The following is a 15,148-nucleotide window of genomic DNA, read 5'->3' as shown; positions in this document are numbered from 1 at the left end:
GCCATGACTCGCCGTTTCCCGCTCTACCAGTATGCCCTCGGCGGCGCCGCGGCGGTTTTCGCGCTCAACCTGCTGGCGCGCGTGCTGCTCAAGCTCGGCGGCTACCCGGCTACCCTGCTGGTGGCGGTGCTGGTCGCTCTCGGCCTGCGCTGGCTGTTTCGTCGCCTCGAAGGCCACCTACCCGGCCATGCCGAGGCCTGGGGCCTCAACCTGCTCTATGCCGGCGTGCTCGGCCTGCTCTATCTCGGCCTCTGGGGGCTGATGTGGCTGAAGGACGAACCGGGTTATATGGGCCAGCTGATTTTCCTCCTGCACTACCTGACCTACCCGGCCGCCCTGGCGCTCTGCCTGCATACACGCCGTTAGTTCAGGGCGCCGGGCAGCGCGGCAATGACTGACAGGCTCCTGATGACGAGCCGGCCGTGGACAGCGGCGCGATCAGGCGTTTGTCCTGCGGCGCGAGGCGCTGCGCGCAGCTACGCGCCGCCTGCGCCTGAGCCACGCAGCCACGCTCGTTGAGCAACTCGGACAGGTTGAACCAACCCACCGCGAAATCGCCGCGCCGGTCCAAACTGCTGCGTAACGCCAGCTCGGCCGCCGCCCGGTCACCCTGGGCATAGTGCAGGTTGGCCAGAGCAAAGCCGGGCAACGCCTCGTCTGGCCAATGTGCGATGGCGGTGCGATAAGCCGTTGCGGCGGCCGCATGCTGGGCGGTCTGCTCCAGATCGCTGGCCGCCTGCAGCCAGGCACCCAGCTGCGGCTCGGCCGGCAGGCGATCCGGCGGCAAGGTCAGCACCGCCCAACGCTCGGCGCGTGCCCAGGTGCGGTCGAACGCCGTGAAATCGGTAGTCCAGCGCTTGTGGGTCGCCGAGCGCAGTACCAGTTCCTGGCGTGAGCGGTCGTAGCCGACCACCACGGCGAAGTGCCATTGCGGATACCAGTCGAGCCCCAGGTTCTGCATTACCAGCACCGGATTGCCCGCCGCGATCTGTTCCAGCACGGCCTTCAGCTGCGGGCGCAATGGATAGACCAGTTGCCCCTGCTGACGCGCCGCTGCCACCAACTCGACCTTCAGACTGCCCTTGCGCCCCGGCAGGTAAACGCCCGGCAACAGCGCCTCGGGCGAGGTGCGCACGCCGCGCTGCACCAGCATGGTCGCCAGCGCCGCCGGGCCGCACTGATAGTCCTCCTGGGGAAAGAATGGCGTTTCGACCAGTTCCGCACGCGGCGGCAACAACTCGCTGCTGGCTGGCAGCTGTACCTGCCGACCGGCACAGCCGGCCAGCAGGATTACCAAGGCGAGGCCAATAACCCGCCCGATCAACGCACACACTTCACAAAGGAGAAGATGTCCGTCGCGCAGAGCATGTCGGTGATGATGAAGATCACCAGGAACAGCACGATGATGCCCACCACGCCAGCGCCAGCAGGCTCTTCGGACAGCTGCTGATTGAACTGGGCCAGTTCAGCGGGCGTCAGGCTATCGATGCGTGTCTCCACCTGGGCGCGATCCACTCCCAGATCGGCCAATTTCTCCTGCACCTGCTGATCATCGAGCATGGCACGCAGCTGTTGTCGGTCGACTTGCTGCTGGTGTTCCTGCAGCACCTGAGGCGTGCCGAGCATGGCGGCGCTGGCCATCGGCAGGTGGGCAAACAGAACGAGATGCAGAGCTGCCAGGGTGGCAGCAAGAAAACGCATGAAGGGATGTGCACGCATGATGGTATTACCTCTTGGTGTTGTTATCGTCTTGACCTCCAGGCACTCAATGCGGTTCCAACATGTTGCTCTCCGACCCGATCCATGCACCCGATCAATTGCTGCCTTGTGAACTGCTCGACCATCCACAGTGGCGCCGCGGTCGGCAGCGCTATGCGTTATGGTCGATCCCCGTGGAATGCCCGGCAGTGCTATCGCGCACGCAAGCTGCCCGCGAGCTGCTCGGCGACTGGCTACAGCCCGCTGGCGAGCGCCAGGCTCACATCACTCTGTTCGTTTGCGGCTTCCCCTGCGCCAACGCCCGACATGACGACGACATAACCCTGGCTCAGCTGGACGCCCAATACGAAGCGCTCGCCCGCCTGCAACTGGCGCCGTTCGAGTTGCTCATAGGCGGGCTCGACAGCTTCGCCAGCGCGGCATTTCTGCGTGTAGATGCCGAGTCCCCACTGCAGCAGCTACGCCTGGCACTGGCAGGCATCACCCCAGAGGTACGCCAGGCGCCCTATGTCCCGCACCTCACACTCGGCCTGTATCGCTGTGCCGCCAGCGCCAGTGACTGGCACAGACGCACCCAGCCCATGCAGGACCTTCAGCGCCTGCACCTGCCCGTGCGTGTAGTGCAGTTGCTCAGCTACGAGGCGGCAATACCACAGGGGCCGCTCAGGATTGAGCGGCAGCTGGTGTTACGCAGTAGCTGAGCCTGCCGCCAGGCGATGGGGCGCCGTCAGCTTTCTTCGGCACTGCGCCCCAGACGGACCGGCGCCTGCACCGAAGGAAAGCGTGAGGAGGCAAAACGCACCACCAGAATCGCCACCGCCAACAGCAGAATCGCCCCCGACACATAAACCACCCCCATGTCCGGACGGTGGTGGTGGGATACATCGGAAATCAGCAGGCGGGTCAGCGCAGTGATCGCTACATAGATCAGGAAGCGTACCGGCATGTGGTTGGTCTTGAAGTAGATACCGACCATGGCCCCCAGCTCCAGGTAGATGAACAGCAACAGGATGTCATCCACCGTGATATGGCCCTTCTCCAGCATGCCGAGAAAGGCCACTACCGAGGCCCAGGCCGTGATCCCGCCGATGGCGAAAAGCGCCAGGTAGTGGAACGACTCCACCAGCAGATTACCCAGCGACTGGGCCAATTCATGCATGCCGCCACGCAGCTCATCGACTCTGTTCAGATTCATCAGCACACTCCTTGGGGTGACGACTCAGACTGGCCACATTTCATGACAACGGCTATGCAGGATGAGGGCCAGGGGTTGCGTGAACCCGACACAATCAAATACTGTATATCCATACATATCAAGCAACTAGCGACAGGAATGAGGTGATGAATGGCCGTCGAAGTGGTGTATCGCAGCAGTCGAGATCCGGAGCGTCTGTTCATGGATAAGGCCGAAGCCGATCGTTACGACAAAATGCTGGAACTGGCCGAGGCGTTGTCCTCGGCGCTGCACAAGGCCGTGCCCTCGCTGAACGAGGAGCAGGTCGAAGAGCTGGGCATCTTCATGGCCAAGAACCGCGATACCTTCGCCAAGGCCTTCAAGAACCAGCCGGATGCCCTGGCCGAGCTGCAGGCGGATTCCGTCGACGCCTAAGGTCGATGCGGGCTGCGTAAGCGCGGCCTGCTGCGTGGGTCCCGGCGCCCCTCCCTTCACGATGCTTCAGGTAATGCCCTGTCAGGCCAAAGACTGGCGGTCGGGCTTCGCGGCACGCAGAGGGTGTTGGCCTCGTGAAGCGGGCTCAGGCCTCTTCCAAGGCTTCGACCAGCGCCTTGAGAAAGCGCGCCGCCTCGCCACCGGTGGCCGCACGGTGATCGAAGGTCAGCGACAATGGCAGTACCGGATGCACCGCCGGCTGCCCTTGCCAGGCCACCACTTCATCGCGGATGCCACCGGCGCCGATGATCGCCACCTGCGGCGGCACGACGATGGGGTTGGCGTAGCGACCGAACAGGTTGCCGAAGTTGGACAGAGTGATAGTCGCGCCCATCATCTCCTGCGGCGGGATGGAACGCGCCTGCACGTCGGCGCGCAGGCGTGCCATGCCCTCTTTCAGGTCCTCCGCGCTGCGTTCGCCGACATTGCGCAGCACCGGCACGAACAGGCCATCCGGGGTGTCCACGGCAATGCCCAGGTCGAGCTTGTCATGCTGGCGGATCGAGGGGCCGCGCCCGTCGAACCAGCTGTTGAGTACCGGCTCCACCGTGCAGGCATGGGCGATGGCCTTGGCCAGGCGGATCAACGGATCGCGCGCCTGGCCCCAGCGGTGCAGGTCGGCATCGCCGTAGATGGTCACCGGCACCACTTCGGCATGCGATCTGGCCATGTTGATCGCCATGCTGCGCCTGACGCCACGTAGACGCTCGCCGCCGATGCGCGACGAGGCCACCTGCGCGGCACCTTCCACGTCGGCAGCCGTGATCAGGCCGTCGGCACCGCTACCAGACAGGCCCGCCAGATCGACCCCCAGCTTGCGCGCCAGCTGGCGTACCGCTGGCGTGGCACGTGGCGCCAGGTGCTCGCGGGTCGAAGGCGCGGCGCCGACGAAGAAACTGTCCTCCTGGGCCGAATGACCACCCTCCAGGCGGCCGACCACGGTGCCGGCATCCGCCTCGCCCTCGTAAGCCAGCAGCGGTTCTCCCACATGCAGCAAGTCGCCCTCGCTGCCGAAGGTCTTGGCCACCACGCCGTCATAGGGCGCCGGGATATCGACGATGGCCTTGGCCGTTTCCACCGACACCAGCAGCTGGTCGGCCTTCACCGTGTCACCAGCCTTGACGTGCCACTCGACAATCTCGGCCTCCTGCAGGCCTTCGCCCAGGTCGGGCAGCTTGAAGTATTTCATCGCGGGCCTCCTTGTTCTCGGGGCGTCAGGCGTAGTTCAGGGTGGTGTCGCAGGCGGCGAGAATGTCCTCGACGCCAGGCATGTACAGTTGCTCCAGGCGATACAGCGGCGGCGGTATATCCGGTGCGGTGACCCGCTGGATCGGCGCCTGCAGATCGAGCAGCGCGCGCTCGTAGAGGCTGGCCGCAATCTCCGCGCCCACCGCGCAGGACCTGGGTGCCTCGTGCACGATCACGCAGCGCCCGGTCTTGCGCACCGAGGCTTCCAGGGTGTCGAGGTCCAGCGGCTTGAGGCAGGCCACGTCGATCACTTCGCAGCTGACGCCTTGCTCGGCCAGGCGCTCGGCGGCCTGTAGCGTTTCGTGTACGCTCGCGCCCCAGCTGACCAGGGTGAGGTCACCGCCCTCGCGCAGGGTGAAGCAGCTGTCCAACGGCAGGCGTTTGCCATCGTCGACCAGCGGCTGCGGGTTCATCCGGTACAGCCGCGTGGGTTCGAGAAACACCACCGGGTCGGGATCGTCGATGGCCGCCAGCAGCAGGCCGTAGGCCCGCGCCGGTGACGAGGGGATGACCACGCGCAACCCCGGGATATGGGCGAACAGCGCCTCGGTGCTCTCGCTGTGATGCTCCGGCGCACGGATGCCCGCGCCCATCGGGCTGCGCAGCACCATCGGGCAGGTCAGCCGGCCACGGGTGCGATTGCGCATCCGCGCGGCATGGGCCAGCACGTGCTCCATGGCGGCGAAGACGAAACCGAGGAACTGGATCTCCATCACCGGCTTCAAGCCCTGCGCGGCCATGCCCACGGTCAGCCCAGCGATCATGGTTTCCGCCAGCGGCGTGTCGAGCACGCGCTTGAAGCCGAAGCGATCGCGCAGGCCCTGGGTGGCGCGAAACACGCCGCCATTGATACCGATGTCCTCGCCCAGCACCACCACGTTCTGGTCTTCCTGCATGGCGCGGTGCAGGGCTAGGTTGACCGCCTCCAGCAGGGCGTATTTCTTCACTTCATTCATGGCCCTGCCCTCCTGAGCGGCGCGCCGCACGCTCGGCCAGCCACTCGCGCTGTTCGGCCAATGCCGCCGGCCAGTGGGCATAGACATGCTCGATGGCGGCTTCAGGCGCGGGCATTTCGACGGCCTCGAATGCGTCCACCGCCTGTTGCACCAGCGCCTGGCATTCGCCGATCAAGGCCTGCTCGCGACCCTCGTCCCACACGCCCTGCTGGAGCATGAAGCGCTGCAGGCGCTTGATCGGTTCCTCGTCCCAGGCCTGCTTCACCTCTTCGGCGCTGCGGTAGCGGGTGGCATCGTCAGCGGTGGTGTGGTCGCCCAGGCGATAGCTGAGGCACTCCAGCAGGGTCGGTCCCTTGCCTTGCCGTGCCCGGTCGAGGGCGTGGCCAATCCGGTCATACACCGCCAGCACATCGTTGCCATCGACCTGCTCACCATGAAAGCCGGCACCGACCGCCTTCTGCGCCAGAGTCGGCGCGCCACTCTGGATGCGCCGTGGCGTGGAGATGGCCCACTGGTTGTTGTTGACTACGAACACCACCGGCAGCTGCCAGGCGCCAGCCACATTGAGCGCTTCGAGGAAGTCGCCCTTGCTGGTCGCGCCGTCGCCGCAGGTGGTTACGGCCACCCGGTGCTGACCACGAATCTTGAACGCACTGGCCACGCCGCAGGCATGCAGGGCCTGGGTGGCGATCGGCACGCACAGTGGGAAGTCCTCGGCCACCGCCGGGTCGGCATAGGCGCTGCCACGCTCGTCGCCGCCCCAATAGAGCAGGATTTCTTCCATCTTCACGCCGCGCATCAGCTGCACGGCGGTGTCACGGTAATAGGGCACCAGCACATCTTCGCCGTGCATGCGGCAGCCAATGGCCACGCCAATGGCCTCCTGACCGAGGGTGGGCGCATAAGTGCCGATGCGACCGGTGCGCTGCAGGGCCACGGCCTTCTGGTCGAACAGGCGGGTCAGCTGCATCTGCCGGTACAGGCGCGCCAGCAGGTTGAAATCATCGGCCCAGGCCGGCAACTCGCCGAGCAGACGGCCATCGGGCGCCAGATAACGGGTCAGGGGCAGGTCAAGCGAACACTGAGTCATCACACTCCTCCTCGCGGCACGCCGGGTAGGCATGCGCTGTGGCCTCGCGCTTGTGGCGCCAGGCATGGGGGGCAGTAGGCCCCGGGTGGGGAGGCTAGCTGCCGTAGAGCAGGCGCTCGGCCAGGGCGTCGGCAACCCGCGCCGGCGAGCGCTTGTCGGCCTGGGCGTGGGCGTAGATCTCGGTCAGGCGCTCGGCGATCTTGGTCAGATGCGCGGTGATCACCGGCAGCGCCTCGCCGCGATGCTTGAGCGCCACGTAGATCAGCCCGCCGGAATTGATCACGTAGTCGGGCGCATAGAGAATGCCGCGCGCCTCCAGTTCGTCGGCCACCTCGGCGCTGGCCAGCTGGTTGTTGGCCGCGCCGGCCACCGCCGCGCAGTGCAGTGTTCCGACGGTCTGCGGGTTGAGCACGCCACCCAGGCCGCAGGGCACCAAGATGTCGCAGGGCGTACTGAGTAGCGCCTCGTTGCTCACCGGGTGGGCGTCGAGTTCCTCCACCGCCAGTTGCAGCCGGCCAGAATCGAGGTCACTGACATACAGCTCGACCCCAGCCGCCGCCAGTTGCTGGGCCAGGGCGTAGCCAACATTGCCCAGGCCCTGAATGGCCACCCGCAGGCCCTGCAGGTCATCGCCGCCGAGGCGCGCCATGGCCGTGGCACGGATGCCGGCGAACACGCCCATGGCGGTGTGCGGTGACGGATCGCCAGCCGCCGTGGTGCTGGTGACGTGGCGGGTCTGCTGGGCGATGCAGTCCATATCGGCGCTGGAGGTGCCGCTGTCCACGGCGGTGATATAGCGACCGCCCAGCGATTCGATCATGCGCCCGAAGGCCTCGAACAGCGCGCCGCGGTTGTCCAGGTGCGGCGGACGGATGATCACCGCCTTGCCGCCGCCCTGCGCCAGGCCGGCCAGGGCAGCCTTGTAGCTCATGCCTTGGGCCAGGCGGATGGCGTCGCGGATGGCGCTGTCGTCGTCGGGGTAGGCCAGGTAGCGGCAGCCTCCCAGAGCAGGGCCGAGTTTGCTGCTGTGAATGGCGATGATGGCTCGCAGGCCGGTGGCAGAGTCTTGGGCAAGATGCAGGGCTTCGAGCCGGGCGTTTTCCATCATGGCGAACATGCGGACGACCTCTCTGGCTTTACGGCCAGTATAGGTCGCCTGCGGTATTCGCCTGGATCGGCCAGTTATAAGCAGGTGGGATTTATATGGTTCTTCGCAGCGTCAGGGAAAACATGGATTGCGGACGGGTAAATGTGCTTTAGCTAGCGTGTTGCAGAAGAGGCAAGGGAAGCTTTTGTGGGAGCGACTTTAGTCGCGATAAAACCGGTGAAACGCATCGCGGCTAAAGCCGCTCCCACGTAGATTGCTTGCGGGTCTTCACGCTCCGCATGTCCACTCGCGCCTTCGCATAACCCGCGAATCCCACTCAGGCTCGATAGCCCTGCACCTTCCACCAGGTGCAGAACTCCTCCAGCGCCGTCCAGATCGGCACCTGCGGCTCGTAGTCCAGGTACTGGCGGGCGCGGGAAATGTCCAGGGAGAAATCCCGCGCCATCACTGCAACGCCGAGGCGGAACAACGCCGGCTGCGGGCGCCCCGGTAGCAGCTTGCAGACAGTCTCGTTGAGCGCCGCCGCGGTGTACGCCAGCGGATAGGGCATGTGCTTGCTCACCGGCGGCAGATTGAACTGGCGCAGCACAAAGTTGACCACGTCCCACAATGGCAGCGGCGCGCCATTGCTGATGTTGTACACCTTGCCCAGCGCCTCTCCGGAAGCCAGCAGGCTGCTGAACAGGGCATCGTTGAGGTTCTGTACGCTGGTGAAGTCGACCTTGTTCAGGCCGTCGCCGATGACCATCAGCTTGCCCTTGCGGTGCATCTCGATCAGCCGCGGGAAGATGCTGGTATCACCGGCGCCGGTGACGAAGCGCGGGCGCAGGGCGATCACTTCCAGGCCAAACTCCTGGGCCTCCATGACCTTCAGCTCGGCCAGGTACTTGGTGGCGCCATAGTGGTCGACGAATTTTTTCGGCACCTGCTCTTCGCGCAGGCCGACGTGCGACTTGCCGTCGAAATACACCGAAGGCGAGGACAGATGCACCAGGCGCCGCACCTTCTGCCCCAGGCAGGCCTCGATGACGTTCTGGGTCACCACGACGTTGGCCTGGTGGAAATGCTGGTAAGTGCCCCAGGTGCCGACCGCGCCGGCGCAGTGCACGACCATCTCCACGTCGCGGCAGAGCTTGTGCACCAGGTCGGCATCGTTGAGGTCGCCCTGGACGAACTCGGCACCACGCTTGATCAGATGCTGCACCGCTTCGGGGCGCCGCCCGTTGACCCGCACCGTCAGGCCCTGCTCCAGGGCAAAGCGGGCGAAGCGCCCACCGATGAAACCGCTCGCGCCGGTTACCAGAATCTTCATCTGCAGTTCCCCAATTCCGATCTTGTTATAGCCAGCGACTCTAGCAGCCACGGCGGCTTCTGCCTGTTGCCCTGACGGCCAAAAAGACGGCTTTGCAACGCCTCGCTCGATTTTATTTACAGACGTAAAACTATTTGCACGCTTCTTGCAGAATCTTTGACACCCTAGCGCGTTGTCACCTATCTACCCGCGGAGCCGTATCATGCCGTTGCGTCTCAAGCTTGCCCTCAGCTTCCTGCTGCTGGGCCTTATCCCGGTAATGGCCATGGCCATCACCGTCTATCTGCAAGCCAGCCACTCGTTACGGGAGCAGGCCCTCAACAGCCTGGAAGCCGTAGCGAATATCAAACAGCAGCAACTGCAGGACAACTGGCAGGCGCGCAACAACCAGCTGAGCACCCTGGCCAGCAACCTCGGCACCAGCTATGCCGGGCTGGATGACAACGCGCTGCTCAGCACCGCCAACTATGACCGGCCGATCTTCGAGAACTTCACCAAGACCTTCGGCTACCGCGAGCTGAAGCTGGTCTCGCGCGATGGCCAGGTGCTGTTCAGCCTGCAGCGCGGCGCCGACTACCAGCAGAACCTGAGTGATGCTGCCTGGCGCAATACGCCGCTGGGGCAGGTGGTGCGCGCCACGCTGGACAGCGGCAAGGCCCAGGTAGGTGACCTGGCGGTGAGCATGCCCGGTGCCGAGCCCAGCCAATTCCTCGCCGCGCCCGTTAGTGAAGAAGGCGAGCTGCAACTGCTGCTGGTCCTGGAGCTGCCGCTGTCCGAACTGAACCGGGTCATGCAGACCCGCCAGGGCCTGGGCGAATCCGGCGAGACCTACCTGGTCGGCCCCGACGCACAGCTGCGTTCGGATTCGGTGCGTTTCGAGGATCGCCGCGTAGCACGCCAGGACAGCGAACCGTCTGCGGCGCTGCCGGGCAGCGCCATCGGCCGCGCCCTGAGCGGCGAACAGGGCCGCCTGGCCGAGGCTGGACTCAACGGCCAACCGGTGCTCAAGGCCTTCGTACCCGTGCAGCTGGATGACCAGCGCTGGGCCCTGATCGCCGAGATGGACCAGGCCCAGGCCTATGCTCCGGTACGCACGCTGATGTGGCAGGTGGTGGTGCTGGTCCTGCTGACCATAATCGGTGTGGCGCTGGCCACCTGGCTGGTCAGCCGTAGCGTGATGCGCCCGCTGGGCGGCGAGCCGCGCAAAATGGCCGAACTGGCCAGACGCCTGGCCGCCGGTGAATTACGCCTGCAGGGTGACGAGGGCCAACAGGACGGTCTGATGCTTGCGCTGCACGAGATGGCCCGAGCCTGGCGCGAGGTGGTCGAGCGTCTGCGCCAGGCCAGCCAGGCGGTTGGCAGCGCCAGCGGCGATATCCTCGGTGCCGCCGGGCAGACCAGCAATAGCCTGGACGCACAACAGGAAGCGCTGGAGCTGGTGGTCAGCGCCGTCGACCAGATGGCCGCCACCGTGCAAGAGATCGCCAGCAGCGCCAGCCAGAGCGCCGATGGCAGCGCCGCCGCGCGTGATGCCTTCGTTACCGTGCAGGGCAGCCTGCAGCGCATGGTTGGCCAGCAGGATCAGCTGCTGGCCAACCTGCGCGAGGCCGACCAGGTGGTACAGACCCTGGCCAGTGACAGCCAGCAGATCGGCTCGGTGCTCGACGTGATCCGCGCCATCGCCGAGCAAACCAATCTCTTGGCCCTGAACGCCGCCATCGAAGCGGCGCGCGCCGGCGAGCAGGGCCGAGGCTTTGCCGTGGTCGCCGACGAAGTGCGCAACCTGGCCTTGCGCACGCGCAGCGCCACCGAGGAGATCGTCACCATAGTCGCGGCACTGGGCGACTCCTCCAGCCAGGCCAGCCAGCGCATGGGCGCCTCCAGCCAGCAGGCACGGGATCTGGAGGTACAGACCCAGGCGCTGATCGGCTCGCTCGACCAGCTCGACGACTCGCTGCAGAGCGTGCACGCGCTGGCCTTCCAGATCGCCGCGGCGGCCGAGCAGCAGGCGGCCACCACCCAGGAAGTCAATCAGCACATGCACCGCCTCAATGACATGACCGGCGAGAACCGCCGCACCGCCGCGCACACCCGCGACTGCGGTGAACACTTGCGCAAGGTGGCCGGCAGCCAGGAACAACTGGTGGCGCAGTTCCAGCTCTGACTCCGCGCGACTCCCATCGGCCGGGTAGAGTGAAGCGAACCCCGGCGCATTCCCGACTCCGCAACTGGGTTACGGCCTTTGGCCTAACCCAGCGAACCAGGCAGCAACCTAGACCAGCCAGGCCCCCACACCCTTCTCCAGGTGACGGGTCAGGCTGCTCAGCAACTCCCCGCCATTACGCCAGTGGTGCCAGTACAGCGGCACATCCAGCGGCCGCTCGGGCAACAGTTCGACCAGCTCGCCACTCGCCAGCTCGCGCTGTACCTGCAGCTCCGGCACCAGGCCCCAACCCAGTCCCGCACCGGCCAGGCGAATGAAGCCCTCCGAAGACGGGCACAGGTGATAGTTGAAGGCGCCATTGAGACCCAGGCTGGCCATATAGCGATGCTGCAGCAGGTCATCCGGACCGAAGACGATGGCCGGTGCCCGCGCCATGCTTTCAGCATTCACCCCGGCGGCGAAGTGGCGAGCGATAAAGCCCGGGCTGGCCAGCGCGCGATAGCGCATGGCCCCCAGCGGCAGCGCCCGAGCGCCCGCCACCGGCCGCTCGGCGGCACATACGCAGGCCGCCACCTCGCCGGCACGCATGCGTTTGAGGCCGACGTCCTGGTCCTCCACCACATGCGCCAGCAACAGCTTGTGCTCGGCACAGAAGTCGCCCACCAGCGGTGCCCACCAGGTCGCCAGGCTGTCCGCGTTGAGGGCGATACGCAGGCGCTCTACCGGCTGGTCTTCCGCCAGGGCCGGCACCTGGCCCTGCAGATCGCGCTCCAGCAGACGCACCTGCTGCACATGGTTGAGCAGGCGCCGGCCGACTTCGGTCGGGGCTGGCGGCGTGGCACGCAGCAGCACCGGCTGGCCGACCCGCGCCTCCAGCAGCTTGATGCGTTGCGACACTGCCGACTGCGACAAGCCGAGCAGTTGCGCCGCACGCTCGAAGCCGCCCTGCTCCACCACGGCCGCCAGGGCGGCAAGCAGCTTGTAGTCAAACATAAGAACTCCTAATGAGAGATCAGCATGATTTGTTTTTCTTATACAGCGGCAATCCCCAGACTGGCCAGCATCCACCCGCCACCACTCAGGAAAACACCATGGCCGGAGAAACCGATCTGAACAAACTGCTGGCCAGCCTCTCGCCGCGCCTCAACCCCGGCGAGTTCGTGTTCTGCTGTGTCAGCGATGCGGCCCTGCTCGCCAGCGCCAAGGCGTTGGGTAGTTTTCAGGAAAGTGAAGGCACCACGCTGATCCTCCCCCGCGCCGAAGCCGAGCGCCTGGGCCTGACTTACGACTATGTCGCCGCCTGGATCACCCTGGAAGTGCACTCGGCGCTGGCCGCCGTGGGCCTGACCGCCGCCTTCGCCACCGCCCTGGGCCGCGCCAATATCAGTTGCAACGTGATCGCCGGCTACCACCACGATCACCTGTTCGTCGCCCATGGCGATGCGGAAAAAGCCATGTCCGTGCTGCGCCAACTGGCCGTGGAGGGTTGCTGAAATGTGGCAGAGCTACCTCAACGGCCTGCTGGTCGCCGCCGGCCTGATCATCGCCATCGGCGCGCAGAACGCCTTCGTCCTGGCGCAGAGCCTGCGCCGCGAACATCACCTGCCGACCGCTGCCCTCTGCGTGCTGTGCGATGCCCTGCTGGTCAGCGCCGGGGTGTTCGGCCTGGCCGCCGTACTGGCGCAGAATCCGACCCTGCTGGCCGTGGCCCGCTGGGGCGGCGCGGCCTTCCTGCTCTGGCTTGGCGTACAGGCCCTGCGTCGGGCGCTCAACCCACAAGCACTGCAGCAGCAGGACAGTGGCCCCCGCTCGCGCCGTGCGGTGCTGCTGGCAGCCCTGGCGGTAACCCTGCTCAACCCCCACGTGTACCTGGATACCGTGCTGCTGATCGGCTCGCTCGGTGCCCAGCAACCGGTGCCTGGCGCCTATGCCCTGGGCGCCGCCAGCGCCTCGGCCCTGTGGTTCTTCACCCTGGCCCTGGGCGCGGCCTGGCTCGCCCCCTGGCTGGCGCGACCGGCCACCTGGCGCCTGCTCGACCTCACAGTGGCCGCCATGATGTTCGCCATTGCCGCACAACTGATCCTGCACGCGCCGGGAGCATGACCACAGCCGCGCCGTGGCGGTATGCTACGGCGCTTGCAAGCCTGTCTGGGAGCGCACGTGGATACGACGGTGTTTGCCGTGGTGCTGGCCGCCGCCGCGCTGCATGCGGGCTGGAATGCCCTGCTCAAGATTGGTCTGGACCGCTACCTGACCGCTTCGCTGATCCAGATCGGCGCCGCCTGCGTGGCCCTGCTGGCCCTGCCCTTCTTCGCGATTCCCGTGGCCAGTGCCTGGCCCTGGATCGCCCTCTCCGCCCTGCTGCATATCGGCTACAACCTCTTCCTCACCCGCGCCTACCAGCATGGCGACCTGTCTCAGGTCTACCCGATCGCTCGCGGCAGCTCCCCCTTGCTGGTGGCGCTGCTTGCCCTGCTGGCCGGCGATGTACTACAGGCGGGACAATGGGCGGGGCTGCTGATGCTGGTCGGCGGTATCTGGCTGATGGCTTGGCGCGGCGGCCACCCAGGCAGCTCACTCAATGGCCCGTTGCTGTTCAACGCCCTGGCCACCGCCGTCTGCATCGCCGGCTACACGGTGGCCGATGCCCTCGGCGCGCGAAGCAATGGCGACGCCATCGGCTACGCGCTGTGGCTGTTCCTGGTCAACGGTCTAGTTGCGGCCTTGGTCATTGCCCTGCGCCGCGGGCCGCGCATCTTCCTTCAACTCGGCCCGCACTGGCGCGGCGGCCTGGGCGGCGGCGCAATGTCCATGCTGGCCTACAGCCTGGTGATCTGGGCCACAACTCAGGCACCGGTCGCCCTGGTTTCGGCACTGCGCGAAAGCAGCGTGCTGTTCGCCCTGCTGATCGGCTGGCTGTTTCTCAAGGAATCCATGCTGCCGCTGCGCCTGCTCGCCTGCCTGGTCATCGCCGCGGGCGTAGCATTAATGAAACTGACCTGAAGCAAACTGCACTTTTGCCGCCCGTATCTGTCCACCCCCAGGATGGACAAAGCCCCTGGCACCGGCTTTTCCACACAGTTGCTGCGTGGTTAAGGCCAGGCTCGGGTGCTATGATCCCGGGCTCGCGGCACACTAAAAGAGCTTTAGCTCTCGCCGCCCGCATTCCGGCCGCCCGTGAACGGCCCGCGCTAGTCGCACATATCCCGACCTGATGAAGGAGATAGACCATGGCTTTCGAATTGCCGCCGCTGCCGTACGAGAAAAACGCCCTCGAGCCGCACCTGTCCGCCGAGACCCTGGAGTTTCACCACGGCAAGCACCACAACGCCTACGTGGTGAACCTGAACAACCTGGTGCCGGGCACCGAGTTCGAAGGCAAGAGCCTGGAAGAAATCATCAAGACTTCCTCCGGTGGCGTCTTCAACAACGCCGCACAGATCTGGAACCACACCTTCTACTGGAACTGCCTGAGCCCGAACGGCGGCGGCGAGCCGACCGGCGCTCTGGCTGACGCCATCAACGCTGCCTTCGGCTCTTTCGACAAGTTCAAGGAAGAGTTCAGCAAGACCTCCATCGGCACCTTCGGCTCCGGTTGGGGCTGGCTGGTGAAGAAGGCCGACGGTTCCCTGGCCCTGGCCAGCACCATCGGTGCCGGCTGCCCGCTGACCAGCGGCGACACCCCGCTGCTGACCTGCGACGTGTGGGAACACGCCTACTACATCGACTACCGCAACCTGCGTCCGAAGTATGTCGAGGCGTTCTGGAACCTGGTGAACTGGGACTTCGTGGCGAAGAACTTCGCGGCCTGAGTCTCGCTGTAGTCGCTTCGCCGACTGCATAACAAACGCCCCGGCATCGCCGGGGCGTTTGCGTTTATGG

General features: G+C 65.8%; 17 protein-coding genes. 8 read left to right on the top strand and 9 right to left on the bottom strand.

Annotation, left to right across the window (positions count from 1 at the left end):
• The first annotated feature begins 3 nt into the window (after positions 1-3).
• Positions 4-366, top strand: coding sequence for a hypothetical protein (locus tag P7A97_RS03550; protein WP_277688559.1), 363 nt, complete (start codon positions 4-6; stop codon positions 364-366).
• A 1-nt stretch (position 367) separates the two neighbouring features.
• Here the strand turns inward: P7A97_RS03550 and P7A97_RS03545 are convergent, their stop codons facing one another.
• Both P7A97_RS03545 and P7A97_RS03540 read right to left on the bottom strand, forming a co-directional pair.
• A complete protein-coding gene (locus P7A97_RS03545; protein ID WP_277688747.1) occupies positions 368-1,291 on the bottom strand; it encodes a PA2778 family cysteine peptidase in 924 nt (307 codons plus the stop codon).
• 29 nt (positions 1,292-1,320) lie between these two features.
• Positions 1,321-1,719, bottom strand: coding sequence for a PA2779 family protein (locus P7A97_RS03540; protein WP_277688558.1), 399 nt, complete (start codon positions 1,717-1,719; stop codon positions 1,321-1,323).
• Between the two features lie 62 nt (positions 1,720-1,781).
• On the opposite strand from P7A97_RS03540, the gene P7A97_RS03535 reads away from it, so the two are divergent.
• Positions 1,782-2,420, top strand: a complete 639-nt coding sequence (locus tag P7A97_RS03535) for a 2'-5' RNA ligase family protein (RefSeq protein WP_277688557.1) — start codon at positions 1,782-1,784, stop codon at positions 2,418-2,420.
• Positions 2,421-2,446: 26 nt separating this feature from the next.
• Here P7A97_RS03535 and P7A97_RS03530 read toward each other — a convergent pair whose 3' ends face one another.
• Positions 2,447-2,914 (bottom strand): phosphate-starvation-inducible PsiE family protein, encoded by a 468-nt coding sequence (locus tag P7A97_RS03530; RefSeq protein ID WP_277688556.1) that lies wholly within the window; start codon positions 2,912-2,914, stop codon positions 2,447-2,449.
• 150 nt (positions 2,915-3,064) lie between these two features.
• Between P7A97_RS03530 and P7A97_RS03525 the strand changes: the two genes are divergently transcribed.
• Positions 3,065-3,328 (top strand): YebG family protein, encoded by a 264-nt coding sequence (locus tag P7A97_RS03525; RefSeq protein ID WP_277688555.1) that lies wholly within the window; start codon positions 3,065-3,067, stop codon positions 3,326-3,328.
• Positions 3,329-3,473: 145 nt separating this feature from the next.
• On the opposite strand, the gene P7A97_RS03520 is transcribed toward P7A97_RS03525, so the two are convergent.
• From P7A97_RS03520 to P7A97_RS03500, 5 genes are all read right to left on the bottom strand, one after another.
• A complete protein-coding gene (locus P7A97_RS03520) occupies positions 3,474-4,577 on the bottom strand; it encodes a dihydrolipoamide acetyltransferase family protein (RefSeq protein WP_277688554.1) in 1,104 nt (367 codons plus the stop codon).
• Between the two features lie 25 nt (positions 4,578-4,602).
• Complete coding sequence (locus P7A97_RS03515; protein WP_277688553.1) at positions 4,603-5,592, bottom strand: alpha-ketoacid dehydrogenase subunit beta; 990 nt, start codon at positions 5,590-5,592, stop codon at positions 4,603-4,605.
• Positions 5,585-6,682, bottom strand: coding sequence for a pyruvate dehydrogenase (acetyl-transferring) E1 component subunit alpha (gene pdhA, locus P7A97_RS03510; protein WP_277688552.1), 1,098 nt, complete (start codon positions 6,680-6,682; stop codon positions 5,585-5,587). Before pdhA ends, P7A97_RS03515 begins: the two co-directional genes overlap by 8 nt.
• A gap of 94 nt (positions 6,683-6,776) precedes the next feature.
• Positions 6,777-7,799, bottom strand: coding sequence for a Glu/Leu/Phe/Val dehydrogenase dimerization domain-containing protein (locus P7A97_RS03505; RefSeq protein WP_277688551.1), 1,023 nt, complete (start codon positions 7,797-7,799; stop codon positions 6,777-6,779).
• Between the two features lie 307 nt (positions 7,800-8,106).
• Positions 8,107-9,102: an NAD-dependent epimerase/dehydratase family protein gene (locus tag P7A97_RS03500; RefSeq protein WP_277688550.1), complete on the bottom strand. Its 996-nt coding sequence runs from the start codon at positions 9,100-9,102 to the stop codon at positions 8,107-8,109.
• A gap of 202 nt (positions 9,103-9,304) precedes the next feature.
• Here P7A97_RS03500 and P7A97_RS03495 point away from each other — a divergent pair, with 202 nt between their 5' ends.
• Positions 9,305-11,266 (top strand): methyl-accepting chemotaxis protein, encoded by a 1,962-nt coding sequence (locus P7A97_RS03495; RefSeq protein ID WP_277688549.1) that lies wholly within the window; start codon positions 9,305-9,307, stop codon positions 11,264-11,266.
• 108 nt (positions 11,267-11,374) lie between these two features.
• Here the strand turns inward: P7A97_RS03495 and P7A97_RS03490 are convergent, their stop codons facing one another.
• Complete coding sequence (locus P7A97_RS03490) at positions 11,375-12,259, bottom strand: LysR family transcriptional regulator ArgP (protein WP_277688548.1); 885 nt, start codon at positions 12,257-12,259, stop codon at positions 11,375-11,377.
• A 98-nt stretch (positions 12,260-12,357) separates the two neighbouring features.
• On the opposite strand from P7A97_RS03490, the gene P7A97_RS03485 reads away from it, so the two are divergent.
• From P7A97_RS03485 to sodB, 4 genes are all read left to right on the top strand, one after another.
• Positions 12,358-12,759 (top strand): ACT domain-containing protein, encoded by a 402-nt coding sequence (locus tag P7A97_RS03485; protein ID WP_277688547.1) that lies wholly within the window; start codon positions 12,358-12,360, stop codon positions 12,757-12,759.
• Between the two features lies 1 nt (position 12,760).
• Positions 12,761-13,369: a LysE/ArgO family amino acid transporter gene (locus P7A97_RS03480; protein WP_277688546.1), complete on the top strand. Its 609-nt coding sequence runs from the start codon at positions 12,761-12,763 to the stop codon at positions 13,367-13,369.
• Positions 13,370-13,426: 57 nt separating this feature from the next.
• Complete coding sequence (locus tag P7A97_RS03475; protein WP_277688545.1) at positions 13,427-14,269, top strand: EamA family transporter; 843 nt, start codon at positions 13,427-13,429, stop codon at positions 14,267-14,269.
• Between the two features lie 227 nt (positions 14,270-14,496).
• Complete coding sequence (gene sodB, locus P7A97_RS03470; RefSeq protein WP_277688544.1) at positions 14,497-15,078, top strand: superoxide dismutase [Fe]; 582 nt, start codon at positions 14,497-14,499, stop codon at positions 15,076-15,078.
• Positions 15,079-15,148 lie beyond the last annotated feature (70 nt).

It is taken from the genome of Pseudomonas sp. GOM6, from assembly GCF_029537485.1.
Taxonomy (GTDB): domain Bacteria; phylum Pseudomonadota; class Gammaproteobacteria; order Pseudomonadales; family Pseudomonadaceae; genus Aquipseudomonas.
The sequence above is the reverse complement of the archived record's forward strand: the minus strand, read 5'-3'. Positions and strand labels throughout refer to the sequence as shown.

Bases quoted from the DNA above. Each gene is read 5' to 3' on its own strand.
- P7A97_RS03550 (WP_277688559.1), top strand. From the start codon at position 4: ATGACTCGCCGTTTCCCGCTCTACCAGTATGCCCTCGGCGGCGCCGCG.
- P7A97_RS03540 (WP_277688558.1), bottom strand. From the start codon at position 1,719: ATGCGTGCACATCCCTTCATGCGTTTTCTTGCTGCCACCCTGGCAGCT.
- P7A97_RS03535 (WP_277688557.1), top strand. From the start codon at position 1,782: ATGTTGCTCTCCGACCCGATCCATGCACCCGATCAATTGCTGCCTTGT.
- P7A97_RS03530 (WP_277688556.1), bottom strand. From the start codon at position 2,914: ATGAATCTGAACAGAGTCGATGAGCTGCGTGGCGGCATGCATGAATTG.
- P7A97_RS03525 (WP_277688555.1), top strand. From the start codon at position 3,065: ATGGCCGTCGAAGTGGTGTATCGCAGCAGTCGAGATCCGGAGCGTCTG.
- P7A97_RS03520 (WP_277688554.1), bottom strand. From the start codon at position 4,577: ATGAAATACTTCAAGCTGCCCGACCTGGGCGAAGGCCTGCAGGAGGCC.
- P7A97_RS03515 (WP_277688553.1), bottom strand. From the start codon at position 5,592: ATGAATGAAGTGAAGAAATACGCCCTGCTGGAGGCGGTCAACCTAGCC.
- pdhA (WP_277688552.1), bottom strand. From the start codon at position 6,682: ATGACTCAGTGTTCGCTTGACCTGCCCCTGACCCGTTATCTGGCGCCC.
- P7A97_RS03505 (WP_277688551.1), bottom strand. From the start codon at position 7,799: ATGTTCGCCATGATGGAAAACGCCCGGCTCGAAGCCCTGCATCTTGCC.
- P7A97_RS03500 (WP_277688550.1), bottom strand. From the start codon at position 9,102: ATGAAGATTCTGGTAACCGGCGCGAGCGGTTTCATCGGTGGGCGCTTC.
- P7A97_RS03495 (WP_277688549.1), top strand. From the start codon at position 9,305: ATGCCGTTGCGTCTCAAGCTTGCCCTCAGCTTCCTGCTGCTGGGCCTT.
- P7A97_RS03490 (WP_277688548.1), bottom strand. From the start codon at position 12,259: ATGTTTGACTACAAGCTGCTTGCCGCCCTGGCGGCCGTGGTGGAGCAG.
- P7A97_RS03485 (WP_277688547.1), top strand. From the start codon at position 12,358: ATGGCCGGAGAAACCGATCTGAACAAACTGCTGGCCAGCCTCTCGCCG.
- P7A97_RS03480 (WP_277688546.1), top strand. From the start codon at position 12,761: ATGTGGCAGAGCTACCTCAACGGCCTGCTGGTCGCCGCCGGCCTGATC.
- sodB (WP_277688544.1), top strand. From the start codon at position 14,497: ATGGCTTTCGAATTGCCGCCGCTGCCGTACGAGAAAAACGCCCTCGAG.